This window comes from Pricia antarctica, from assembly GCF_900101815.1.
GTDB lineage: Bacteria > Bacteroidota > Bacteroidia > Flavobacteriales > Flavobacteriaceae > Pricia > Pricia antarctica.
The window spans coordinates 210,801-223,494 of sequence record NZ_FNAO01000005.1 but is presented as its reverse complement, the minus strand read 5'-3'; the positions used below and the strand labels follow the sequence as shown (position 1 = coordinate 223,494).

The 12,694-nt window shown below is 43.4% G+C and carries 13 protein-coding genes; all 13 read left to right on the top strand.

Annotation, left to right across the window (positions count from 1 at the left end):
• Positions 1 to 157 precede the first annotated feature (157 nt).
• The 13 genes from BLT07_RS11040 to BLT07_RS10980 all read left to right on the top strand — a co-directional run bounded on the left by BLT07_RS11040 (position 158) and on the right by BLT07_RS10980 (position 12,661).
• Entirely contained in the window at positions 158 to 1,003 is an 846-nt protein-coding gene (locus tag BLT07_RS11040; protein WP_091868639.1) for a universal stress protein, read from the top strand.
• A gap of 114 nt (positions 1,004 to 1,117) precedes the next feature.
• A complete protein-coding gene (locus BLT07_RS11035; protein ID WP_245726520.1) occupies positions 1,118 to 1,321 on the top strand; it encodes a hypothetical protein in 204 nt (67 codons plus the stop codon).
• 8 nt (positions 1,322 to 1,329) lie between these two features.
• The gene (locus BLT07_RS11030) at positions 1,330 to 2,175 is read left to right on the top strand and encodes a universal stress protein (RefSeq protein ID WP_091868638.1); all 846 of its coding nucleotides are present in this window, start codon (positions 1,330 to 1,332) and stop codon (positions 2,173 to 2,175) included.
• A 226-nt stretch (positions 2,176 to 2,401) separates the two neighbouring features.
• On the top strand, positions 2,402 to 3,763 hold the full coding sequence (hemN, locus tag BLT07_RS11025) for an oxygen-independent coproporphyrinogen III oxidase (RefSeq protein WP_091868636.1): 1,362 nt from the start codon (positions 2,402 to 2,404) through the stop codon (positions 3,761 to 3,763).
• 149 nt (positions 3,764 to 3,912) lie between these two features.
• Positions 3,913 to 4,740 carry a universal stress protein gene (locus BLT07_RS11020; RefSeq protein ID WP_317040753.1) on the top strand — a complete coding sequence of 276 codons (828 nt, stop codon included), beginning with the start codon at positions 3,913 to 3,915 and terminating at the stop codon, positions 4,738 to 4,740.
• Positions 4,741 to 4,861: 121 nt separating this feature from the next.
• Positions 4,862 to 5,239 carry a hypothetical protein gene (locus BLT07_RS11015; RefSeq protein ID WP_139205135.1) on the top strand — a complete coding sequence of 126 codons (378 nt, stop codon included), beginning with the start codon at positions 4,862 to 4,864 and terminating at the stop codon, positions 5,237 to 5,239.
• Positions 5,240 to 5,353: 114 nt separating this feature from the next.
• Positions 5,354 to 7,423 carry a TonB-dependent receptor gene (locus tag BLT07_RS11010; protein ID WP_245726519.1) on the top strand — a complete coding sequence of 690 codons (2,070 nt, stop codon included), beginning with the start codon at positions 5,354 to 5,356 and terminating at the stop codon, positions 7,421 to 7,423.
• A 114-nt stretch (positions 7,424 to 7,537) separates the two neighbouring features.
• Positions 7,538 to 8,392, top strand: coding sequence for a hypothetical protein (locus BLT07_RS11005; RefSeq protein ID WP_091868630.1), 855 nt, complete (start codon positions 7,538 to 7,540; stop codon positions 8,390 to 8,392).
• Between the two features lie 257 nt (positions 8,393 to 8,649).
• Entirely contained in the window at positions 8,650 to 9,156 is a 507-nt protein-coding gene (locus BLT07_RS11000; RefSeq protein WP_091868628.1) for a c-type cytochrome, read from the top strand.
• A gap of 51 nt (positions 9,157 to 9,207) precedes the next feature.
• Positions 9,208 to 11,163: a Sec-dependent nitrous-oxide reductase gene (nosZ, locus tag BLT07_RS10995; RefSeq protein ID WP_091868627.1), complete on the top strand. Its 1,956-nt coding sequence runs from the start codon at positions 9,208 to 9,210 to the stop codon at positions 11,161 to 11,163.
• Between the two features lie 157 nt (positions 11,164 to 11,320).
• Complete coding sequence (locus BLT07_RS10990; RefSeq protein WP_091868625.1) at positions 11,321 to 11,932, top strand: hypothetical protein; 612 nt, start codon at positions 11,321 to 11,323, stop codon at positions 11,930 to 11,932.
• A 59-nt stretch (positions 11,933 to 11,991) separates the two neighbouring features.
• Complete coding sequence (locus BLT07_RS10985; protein ID WP_091868623.1) at positions 11,992 to 12,426, top strand: nitrous oxide reductase accessory protein NosL; 435 nt, start codon at positions 11,992 to 11,994, stop codon at positions 12,424 to 12,426.
• A gap of 10 nt (positions 12,427 to 12,436) precedes the next feature.
• On the top strand, positions 12,437 to 12,661 hold the full coding sequence (locus BLT07_RS10980) for a hypothetical protein (protein WP_091868621.1): 225 nt from the start codon (positions 12,437 to 12,439) through the stop codon (positions 12,659 to 12,661).
• Positions 12,662 to 12,694 lie beyond the last annotated feature (33 nt).

Sequence of the window (12,694 nt, the reverse complement as noted above, 5' to 3'; positions counted from 1 at the left end):
TTGAAAATTGTTTTTGAATTTATGATCTTTTGAAAACTTCTTTTCATTGCTTACTGTCTGTAGCACAAATTTAAACCAAATAACAATCCCTCAAACTGACGAATATCATGGTTTTTGCATACCATGCTGTTTACTTTTGTCACAAAATGGAAGTAGCATGCGAAAAGTATTGATTCCCACCGATTTTTCGGAAAACGCCTTTAATGCATTAAAGTATGCCTGTCAGGTATTCAAATATGAGAAAAGCGAATTTTATATAATTCATGCCTATGCCGATGAAGTGTATCGGGAGGATATCGCAAAAGAGCGCAGTACTCTTGAAACGTTGAAGGCATCCGCTCTGGAGCGTTCGGACGGTAAATTGAAACAGACCGAAGACCAGCTCAAGGAATACTCGGCCAACCCCAAGCATACCTATACCTTCGTTTCGGTATTCGCCAACTTGATTGATGCCGCCAACGACTGGGTGGAACATGAGGATATGGATATCGTGGTCATGGGCACCCGTGGTGCGACAAGTGATGGTAAAATCGTTTTTGGAAGCAATACGCTGCAAGTGATGAGGTACGTGAACTGCCCGGTTTTGGCCATTCCCGAAGACTATGAATACCAACCGCCCAAGCAGGTTCTTTTTGCAACCAATTATATGGTACCCTACAAAAACCGCGAATTGAAATTATTGGGCGAAATGACCGGGTCTTTCTGTTCGACCGTCCATATGTTGTATATCGATCCGATAAATACACTGTCCCTAAGGCAAGAGGACAACCGGGAGTTTTTAAAGAATTGTCTAAGCAAACCGAAACTCCGTTTTGAGACCACGCCCGAAAAGGAGAAGACGTTTGCAATTACCAAATACATACTGCATAATGACATCGATATGCTAGTCATCGTAAATTCAAGGCATTCGTATCTAGAGGATATGCTTTACCAATCATCTATGGATAAACTGGGCTTGCATCTGAAAATTCCGTTTATGGTGCTACAGAATATTGCGCGGTAAAAACTGCAAGTGTCGATCCTGTCCGTCGTAGCAGGGTTCGAACCTTGATTTTAAAGTGAAACTGAAACCTGACATAACTAATACGATCTACTAAGTACTTCATACTACAACGATATGAAAAAAATAATCCTGCCCACCCATTTGTTCCACGACTTGTCGAGCCAGAAGGTCATCACGGCAATCAACAATTTTCAGATGAAGAAGCGTATGAACCTTTTGGCCATGGTACAGAACAAGCATACGTTTATAGAGCCGACGATCAAAAAGATAGGATTTCATGTAACCATTCCGTTTATGGTCATTCCTCACACAACATAACTGATACTATGCAAAATATTTTGGTACCTACCGATTTTTCGAATAATGCAAACCATGCGCTTTCTTATGCCTCAAAACTTTTTGGAAATAGAAAGTGTACATTTTTTTTATTGAACGTATATAATGAAAAGAAAGGTTTTAATGGCAAACGTAGCTATGATGATGTAGCGCATGTTTCCGATACGTTACGGGAGAAGTCCAAAGCCCGTTTGAAACAAACCTTACGAAAAATAAAAAAGAAAAATCCCGATTTAAAACACAGTTATGAACTGATTTCTAAGCCTGCCGATTTGATACAGGCAGTCGACGAGTTAGTGGAAAAACTGGAAATCGATTTGATCGTAATGGGCAATAAGGGTAAAAAGAGTAGTATTCCTGTATATTTGGGAAGTAGTGCTACGAAGACTTTGGCATCGATAAAAAAATGTCCGGTCTTATTGGTTCCGAAAAACACCGACTTTAATCCGACGAAGAGAATTGCGCTTGCAACGGACTATAAAAATTGTTTTAATACCTCACTGATCGATCCGATGATTTTTATAGCCCAACTTTGGGAGGCCTCCATTAACATTCTACATATCGATACGAAAAAAAAGTTGGATGATCTTCAAAAATCAAACTTGAAGGCACTTAAGACCTGTTTGAAATCCTTTTCAATTTCATTTGACCGGATGCCCGATTTTATCAGTAAAACAAAGTTAATACAGCTGTTCTTAGAAGATTCGAACATTGGCTTACTAGTCATGGTCAATAACGAACATGGCATTTTTGAAAAAATGTTGCGCGAGCCGATCATCGAAAAAATGGTGTTCAATATTGATATTCCCTTTTTGGTTATTCCTGAAAAGCCATAAATACGCGATTGTCGACATTCTCTGAAAGTAATTGGATTTTGGAGACTTACCATAACTTCAAACACAAGGGGTTTCCGGTCAAGAAAAATTCGGGTAATTATCAGTATACCATACGGTTTACGTTTTGGAAATCCTCGAAAATGATATCATCTTTCGGCAATACCTGATAATTATCATATTTATCCTGCCAATGGCATAGTATTTTTGTACTAAATACAATGAATCTATGTGCAGTCTAATCCAAAAATATAACGTTGCTGGTCCTCGCTATACAAGTTATCCCACCGTTCCGTACTGGAATATGGATACGTTTTCGGGAAAAAAATGGGAAAGTACGGTACGGCAAAGTTTTAATGAGAGTAATGCAGTTGAAGGCATTAGTCTTTACATCCATTTGCCCTTTTGCGAAAACTTGTGTACTTTCTGTGGATGTCATAAGCGCATTACCAAAAGACACGAGGTAGAGACGCCCTATATCGCATCCGTTTTAAAGGAATGGAAACTGTATTGCGAGCTATTTCCCGATAGGCCTAAAATAAAGGAACTGCATTTAGGCGGCGGTACCCCTACATTTTTTTCCCCCGAGCATCTGCAACTGCTAATCAACGGAATTTTCAAAAAGGCTGATAAGGCAGAAGATTACGAATTTAGTTTTGAAGGACATCCGAACAATACGAGCCGAGAACATCTTCAGGCCCTGTACGATGTTGGCTTTCGAAGGGTAAGCTACGGGGTGCAGGATTATAATGAAACCGTACAGAAGGCCATTCACAGGATACAGCCTTTTGAAAACGTAAAAAGAGTTACAGAAGTTGCCCGCGAGATTGGGTACACCTCCGTAAGCCACGATATTATTTTCGGATTGCCCCATCAGACTTTGGAGCATGTCGAAGAAACCATTGCGAAGACGAAACAACTGATGCCCGACCGCATTGCTTTTTATAGCTACGCGCATGTGCCTTGGCTCAAAGGTAATGGACAAAGGGGCTATAAAGATGAAGATGTGCCCCAAGGCGAAGAAAAACGCAGGCAGTACGAAGAAGGCAAAAAACGATTGGCACAAGCGGGATACAAAGAGATCGGAATGGACCATTTTGCACTGACTTCCGATAGCCTGTACGCTTCTATGAATACAGGCCGATTGCACCGGAATTTTATGGGTTATACCGCATCAAAGACCCTTTTGATGGTCGGTCTCGGCGCATCGAGCATCAGCGATAGTTGGTACGGTTTTACCCAAAACGTAAAAAGTATTGAGGAATATGCACACTTGGTAGACCATGCCATTATCCCCATATATCGCGGACATATCTTGTCAGAAGAAGATCAGATCGTTCGAAAGCACATTTTGAACTTGATGTGCCGATTGCGGACTTCATGGGCAGATGACGCTATGTGTTTTCCCGATTTACCAAGTATTATCGAAGGCTTATCCGAAATGGAATCGGACGGTCTCTTGGAGATAGGCATGCACGACATAAAAATAACCGAAAATGGACGGCCGTTCGTCCGTAATATTTGTATGGCTTTCGATGTCCTCTTGCACCGAAAAGCACCCGAAACGAGATTGTTTTCGATGACGGTTTGAGGCAAAAAGTTCAAACTTCAGGCAGGCTCAGTAACCATAAGTTTATGGGTTTAGGAGTTTTTTTTTAAAATCTACAGCCCAGCACCCGTTGCTCAAGTTGACGTTTACATTCTTTTGGGCAAATTAGTTTAACCTATTAAATTAGCATCATGATGAAAAAGATTATCGTACCTGTAGATTTTTCAAAACAGTCTGAATACGCCCTGAAAACAGCGGCGTCATTGGCCCTGAAACACAATGCCGGGATTTTGGTAGTGCACATGTTAGAGCTCAACAATAGTCTGAACCCTACGCCAGAGGTAGTGAATCAAGAATACACTGTATTTTTAATCAAAGCGGCCGAAAAACGGCTCAAGGAGTTCTTGGACAAACCTTATCTAAAAGGCATCAATGTGACGCCGATTATCAAGCATTACAAGGTGTTCAGCGAGTTGAACGAAATTGCTGAAATGCACGATGCAGATTTAGTGGTCATGGGTTCACATGGTAGTGACGGTCTCAAGGAAATATTCGTGGGTTCGAACGCCGAGAAAGTGGTACGCCATTCCCTTATTCCCGTTCTGGTCGTCAAGAACGATTATAAAGATTTTAAGATAGACCGATTGGTTTTTGCGTCGAATTTTAAGCTAAAGGGAATGAAAGCCTTTGAAAAAGCCAAAGCGTTCGCCGAATTGGTTTCTGCTGAACTCGATCTTGTATATATCAATACGCCGTACAGTGATTTTTTAAGTACCGAAGATGCCGTTACACGAATCAACAAGTTCTTGGCAAAGGCGAACCTCGTCGATCAGGTTGAAATCTATAATGATTACAGTGTAGAGATGGGCATTTTAAACTACAGCAAGGCGAATGCAGCCGATGCCATCGCTTTATGGACACATGGGCGAAAAGGCCTAGCCCATTTTTTCAGTGGTAGCATCGGAGAAGACGTCACAAACCGCGCTAAGATTCCTGTCATTACTTTTAGGATAGGGTAGTTGATTTTGTGTACGCCCAAGTTTAAAGGGAATCCTGTGAGGAATTTCCTTTTTTTGTATGTTTGCCCACAAACTGATTTAAATCATGTTTCGGCTCTAGCTTCCACTCTACTTTTGCTCAATGAAACAGTTCATAGTTTTGTCCGTTACCTTTGTTATGCTGGTCAAGCCCTTTTGGCCGGTAGCGGAGTATATTATGAACTACGACTACATCATAAACGTGCTTTGCGAGAATAAAGACAAGCCGCAGATGCATTGCGACGGCAAGTGTTATCTTGCCAAACAATTGGCGAAGGAAACCGAAAAGAGCGACAAAAATCCGTTCGGTGAAAATCGGTCCAAGACCGAGATACAGCCCATGGTGTTTTTTCAAGCCTTGCTTCAAATGGATTTTGCTGTTGATATCCTAAACAAGGGGCTCGATAACTTCAAGACTGACCAAGAGTTTATCTCCACACTTTTTACTACCGATATTTCACATCCGCCCGAATTGGCCTGATTCCAATATGCCCATATAGAATGGGTAAATGTACCGATATTTCTTTGGATGGATTTTTCGTCTAGAATATTCGCGTACGCTTCAAACTCTTGAATTAGGTTAAATCACGATCAGATGAAAATTAAAATAATGGGCTCGCCACATTGTACGATGCTGGCCGGGCCGAAACAATTGTCCTTGCTCTTTGGGATGCTCTGCTGCCTATCGCTGGCGACGCATGGCCATGCCCAAGAACGGAAAGTGGAAGTCGAACAAGATTCAGTTCTCCCTATCGATTTGTTGGAAGTCATCGTTATCTCTTCCCATAAAAAAAAGTTAGAGCACAATGCGCATACGAAACCGCTATCGACCTTGGACGAATACTTGGAAGCCTCGCAAAAAGTCAACATGATCAAGCGCGGAGCCTATGCCTGGGAGCCGGTCTTGAACGATATGTCGTCCGAACGGCTTGCCATCACCATCGACGGCATGCACATTTTAGGGGCTTGTACCGATAAAATGGATCCCATAACGTCGTATGTCGACGTATCCAACCTGTCCGAGGCTCACGTATCCAGCGGACAACAGGGGGCCGAGTACGGCAATACGATTGGTGGTGCCATTGATCTGAAGGTCGAAAAAAGTAATTTTAGGCCGACGGACTGGGTAGGTTCGGTCGAAATGGGCGGCGAATCGGGTAACAACGCCCAAATCATCGGTGGGGAACTCAATTATTCCAATGAAAGGTTTTACTTCGACACGGATGTCATCTATAGAAAGTCCGAAAACTATACGGCCGGTGGGGGGGAGGAAGTCCTATTTTCGCAGTTCGAAAAGTACAATGTTTCGGCGAATGCAGGATATAAGTTCAGCGATGACCAAAAGTTGTCCGCCAGCATTATTTTCGACGAGGCGCAAGATGTAGGCTACCCCGCTTTGGCGATGGATGTTTCGCTGGCACGCGCCTTCATCGGTTCGGTAAGCTGGCTCCAAAATGATTTTTTAGGAAGGTTCACGGATTGGGAAACCAAACTCTACGCCAACACGATCACCCACATCATGGACGATACACAACGCCCTAGTGTGCCCATACATATGGATATGCCCGGATGGAGCGACACCTATGGCTATTTTTCACAAACAAAGTGGAAAAACGAAAGGCACCAAGTCCTGTTGAAATTGGATGGCTATTACAACCGGTCCCTCGCCGAGATGACCATGTATCCGAACGACCCGAACGAAAACGAGATGTTTATGCTTACCTGGCCCGATGTACGCACATTCAACTCTGGATTTTATGCAGGGGACGTCATACAACTGAAGGGAAGTTCGATAAAGCTCGCCACACGATTGACCGTTCAAAATTTCAATGTTGCCGACGAATTCGGGCTGAACAGCTTACGGATCTTTTATCCGGAAATGGCACAACACCAAACACGGTTCTTAAAGAGTGTTTCGGCACAGTACCAAACGAACTTGAAGTCATGGCATTTCAATGGTGGGCTATCTTATGGTGATCGCGCCCCATCGGTTTCCGAAGGTTTCGGATTTTACCTGTTTAACAGTTTCGACAACCACGATTATATCGGAGATCCCGACCTCAAGAATGAAAAAGCCTTGGAAGGCAATGCAAAAATAGCCTTTAAGAAAGCGGACTTTAGCCTTGGGTTGGAGGGTAACTACTTCCACATGACCGATTACATCATCGGAGAGATCGATCCGATCTTGAGCGTGATGACCATCGGCGCCGATGGCGTCAAGATTTACAAGAATCTTGAAAATGCCGATCTGTACAATGTATCCTTTGACGGCGAATACAAAATCCTTCCGGCATTGAAATGGTGGGGCGTCGTTTCGTACCATCGCGGTACGGACCAAGAAGGGCGCAACCTTCCATTTATCAGTCCCTTTGCCTATGGCTCGAACGTACGGTACAGCCATAAGACCTTTACAGGGACTTTAGCGATGCGGGGTGCCGGGCAACAGGTCAATTTCAATCCCGAATTCGGCGAAGACAAAACCGATGCCTACACGGTCTTTTCGTTGACCCTGGGGAAACAGTTTTCCTTTGGTCTAGATGAGCTGTACGTGAAATTGGGCGTTGAAAATATTTTCGACGCATATTATTCCACCTATTCCGATTGGAAGAACATCCCAAGAATGGGAAGGAACTTTTTCGCTACCGTTTCGTATGCTATTAATTAAAAAACGATAACAAATCAATTCAAAAAGTTCCCGTCGAAATTTATCCTGAGCATTTCGATTAGCACCAATATAAACTTAGCCTAAGGGCGGGAATGACAAAGAAAATAATTAATCATGAAAAAAATAAAATATCTATTCGCAACATTGGCGCTTACGGCTGCCATCACCTCTTGTTCAAATGAGGATGAAAATCCACTTGTACTAGAAGAAAACCCTTTGGCGGACTATACTATGCTTACGAGCTTGACCGCCAATGGCCATGATATCGAAGTATATTCCGATCAAGATGGATTTACGATGGGTTATAACGAACTTTTCATCCGAATAAAAGACGGTACTACAGATAGCTATATTAAGGATGCGGAAATCACGTTGATGCCCGTGATGCAAATGGCTGAAATGATGCATTCCTGTCCAAAATCTGAAATTTACAAGACCGAAAATGCCTCCGTATACAAAGGGTTCGTAATTTTTCAGATGCCTGGAAACGCCGATGAGTATTGGGAGCTTAATTTGGAATACACGATAAACGGAGAAACCTTCAAAGCCGCGGAACGTATTGAGGTTAAGGCCCCTGCCGACGACAAAAGAACGGTCACTAGTTTTATGGGAAGCGACGATATCCGTTACATCGTAGCTATGACGGCATTTGACCCTGGGGTAAAGGTTAACGATTTTTCGGCCATGGTATTCAAGATGGAGAACATGATGAGCTTTCCCGCAGTAGAAAACTATAAGATAGCCATCGATCCAAGAATGCCCGGTATGGGTAACCATAGTTCGCCGAACAATGTTGATTTAATATACGATGCGACCTCAAAAATGTACAATGGAAAATTATCCCTGACCATGACGGGTTACTGGAAGATCAACCTACAATTGATGAACGAGGCCGATCAAGTTGTAAAGGGCGAGACTGTTACCGATGAAAACGAAAGCAGCAGTCTCTTTTTTGAGATAGAATTTTAAAAGTTATTTTTTTTAGAAAGGCCATCCATCGAAATAAGGTTGGCCTTTTACTTGTAATTAAATTTTTCAGTGCCGTCCTCCCTTTTTCCATGCGATGTGGTACTATAGGAGACAAGGAGTGTCTGCCACCCTCAGGTTCAAAACTTCTATCCATAAACACAGAATAAATGACAATTTTGTCCGAAACATGACGAATATCATGTTTTATTCTCATCTTTGCCCATATTTTTGTGTCACAATTTAAAACAACTGAAAAAATGAATTTAAAAATGAAAAGTGTAGCGGTACTCTTTTCCCTAATGCTTATGGCCTGCGGGGGAAAGGAAGAAAAGAAAAAAGAAGGTTTTAGCGTTGAGCGCGCAAAGACGACTACTGAAAAACCCCAAGAGGCTGCGGCAGATACTGGAACGCCGGCATCAGAAAGAGTAGAACTCGAAAATAAGGGAGTCGGTCCGATAACTTCCGTAGAACTCGGTGCCGAAATAGACCAGGCATTGGCCGATAAGGGAAAAGAGGTCTACGACCAAATGTGCGTGGCCTGCCATAGACCGGATAAAAAGTTTATCGGTCCTGCACCTAAAGGCATTTTGGAAAGACGTAGCCCAGAATGGGTCATGAACATGATATTGAATCCCGAAGTGATGATCAAGGAAGATCCGTTGGCAAAAGATCTTTTGCAGGAATTTAACGGAGCACCCATGGCCAACCAGGGGTTGACCGAAGAACAAGCGAGATCTGTTCTCGAATACTTCAGGACTTTATAGCATAAAATCACAAAAAATTCAAAAGGAGTTCAATCCAAAGATTAAGAAAGCATGAAAACATACAGCTATTTAACAATGACATTTATAGTGCTTGCCACTGTCATCACCGGTTGTAAGGACCAAGGTGAAAATTCTAATGGGGCTTTAACCTCCAATGCGGCGGAGAGGGTATATGTCGAACCCGGCAAATTCGACGAGTTCTATGCTTTTCTATCTGGAGGATTCAGCGGCCAGTTGGCAGTGTACGGTATCCCTTCCGGTAGGCTTTTAAAAGTAGTTCCGGTCTTTTCTCAGGATCCCGAAAAGGCCTACGGATACAACGAGGAGACCAAACCGATGTTAAATACAACCCATGGCTTTATCCCTTGGGACGATACGCACCACCCCGATATGTCACAGACCAAAGGGGTACTTGATGGGCGGTGGGTCTTTATGAACGGCAACAATACCCCAAGGATTGCGCGGGTAGACCTTACCACCTTTGAGACGGCCGAAATTATCGAGATTCCCAATAGTGCCGGGAACCACAGCTCCTCATTTGTTACCGAGAATACGGAATACGTTATCGCCGGTACTCGTTTTGCGGTGCCGATTCCCCAAAAGGATATGCCCATCAAAGACTATAAGGGGAATTTCAAGGCGAGCCTTTCGTTCTTGAGCGTTGATCAGGAAAGCGGTGAAATGGATCTCTCCTTTCAGATACGATTACCCGGCTTTGCTTACGACCTGGTTCATCCGGGCAGGGATAAATCCCATGGTTGGGTGTTTATCACTACCTATAATACCGAAGAGGCCCATACGCTTCTTGAGGTGAACGCTTCCCAAAACGATAAGGACTTTATTGCCGCCGTCAATTGGAAAAAAGCGGAAGAATATATAAAACAAGGTAAGTTCAAGACCGAAAAAGCGGAATATGCGCATAATATATACGATGAGGATACCCATATGGCCACTTCGACCATTAAGAACGAGGTTCGTGTGCTCGATGCCTCTGAATTGCCCGGTCTGGTCTACTTCTTGCCGACCCCTAAATCTCCGCACGGCTGCGATGTAGACCCTACGGGAGAATACATTGTGGGTAACGGAAAACTATCCGCAGATTTAACAGTTCATTCCTTTACGAAAATGCTTGATGCCATCGAGAACAAAAAATTCGACGGTGAGGCCTACAACATCCCCATTCTGAATTTCGAGGATGTGTTGGGCGGTACGGTAAAGCAGCCAGGTCTTGGCCCGTTGCATACGGAGTTTGACGGTAAGGGCAATGCCTATACCACCTTTTTCATCTCCTCGGAGGTCGTAAAATGGAAATTAGGCACTTGGGAAATTTTAGATCGAAAGCCCACCTACTATTCCCCGGGCCATCTGAGCATTCCGGGCGGAAATTCCCGAAAGCCCTGGGGTAAATATCTATTGGCAATGAACAAGATTACGAAAGACCGGTATCTACCCACAGGGCCTGAAGTGTCCCAATCTGCCCAGTTGTACGATATTACAGGCGAAAAAATGGAACTACTTTCTGATTTCCCCACAATTGGCGAGCCCCATTATGCTTCTATGGTGCCTGCGGAATTGATACAGTCGAAATCCAAGAAAATTTATAGGCTTGACGAGAATAAGCATCCCTATGCGACCACTTCCGATGCCAACGTTAAGGTGGAACGGGAAGGCAACGAGGTCCATGTTTACATGACCATGATCCGTAGCCACCTGAATCCTGATAATATAGAAGGGGTCAAAGTGGGCGACAAGGTTTATTTTCACTTGACGAATTTGGAGCAAGATTATGACGTGCCCCACGGGTTTGCCGTAATAGGGGCCGAAAATTCGGAACTGTTGGTCATGCCCGGGGAGACCGAAACTACGGTCTGGTATCCTAAAAAAGTAGGTGTATGGCCATTCTACTGTACGGATTTCTGTTCGGCACTTCACCAAGAGATGTCAGGATATATCCGGGTATCCCCCGCCGACTCGAATACAGAGCTTACTTGGTCGTTGGGCGATTAGTCCCCCCTTAAAGATTTCATTTTTTCAGACGAAAAGCGGGTTGTGTTTTAGAAGCTTCCCGCTTTTTTAATAGAACGGAACTACCTGTCGGATTAATTTTAACAATAGATTTCTTCCTTCGCTTCTACTTGCGCAGGAATGATAAAAAATAATAGTGATGAAAAAAGCAGGTCTATTAATGATCATCGGTTCCTTGCTTTTGTTGGGACTTTTCAAATTTCCCCTTTGGAACATCGAGTTGGAGGCACCACAGTATCCCGATCCTTTGGGTATGAATATCTATATCCAGGGAATCGAGGGGGAGGAGGAATTCGATATTCAAAATATAGATGGTCTGAACCACTATATCGGCATGCGTACCATTCCCAAGCCAGAAGACATGTGGGAATTCGGGGTTTTCCCCACCGTGATTATCATAATGGTCGCCCTAGGAGTGCTGATAGGTCTTCTGGGTATTTTCGAAAAGGTAAGTTATAAATGGTTTATGGGCTGGTTCATATTGATGTCCGTTCTAGGTATTTTAGGCATGTACGATTTCAATGCCTGGTTGACCGATTATGGCAGTAATCTTAATCCTAATGCCATTATGAAGCTGACCCAACCCGATGGCACCCCCATGACCTATAGTCCACCTTTACTGGGTCACGAGAAAATGTTGAATTTTGATGTCACTTCTTTGCCCGCCACCGGGGCCTGGATGATGTTCACAGGGATGATGTTGACGATCTTTGCATTTTTGGTAGGATGGACAAAACGAAAAAAAGTATAGCCTGGGGATAATAGGTTAAAGGGTAAACAATGTTATTTACATAAATGAAATAACGAAAAATGAAATACACTAGCATTTTGCTTATTTCCCTCTTGATTCTGGGAGGATGCAAAATAGATTCCGACCCCATTAATTACGGTTCCGACGCCTGTCATTATTGTAGCATGACAATCGTCGACAAACAACATGCCACGGAATATGTGACCGATACCGGCAAAGCCTTTAAGTTTGATGCCATAGAATGTATGATGAACGATCTCAAGGATACCAATGACACTAAAATAGCGCTTTTCTTGGTCAACGATTTCGAGAATCCCGGTCAATTGATCAATGGCACCAAGGCTACCTATCTCATTAGCAAGAATATCACCAGTCCTATGGGCGGGAACTTGTCCGCTTTCGAAAATAGGGCAGCCGCGGATAGCGTTCAATCCGAATTGCAGGGTGAACTGTTTACTTGGGAAGAGCTTAAAAAACGGTTAACAAACCAATAAACGTAAATAGATGAGAGCGACGGACGGTGAAAACACCACTATAAAAAATATGGAAACGTCGGAATGTCTAGAATTATTGGAAGCCGAAGGCGTACAGCGTACCTTAGCAAACAGAAACGCAGAGTCCCCGAAATTCATACCTAAATTTTCAAGCCGCTTACAAGAACGAAAAATTCCGATTGTTTATCGCATTAATAGCATGGATATCATTGGGAAGTTTAGGGAAGACCGATGAAGTTGGCAGATGTAGTAGGATATTATCACCTTC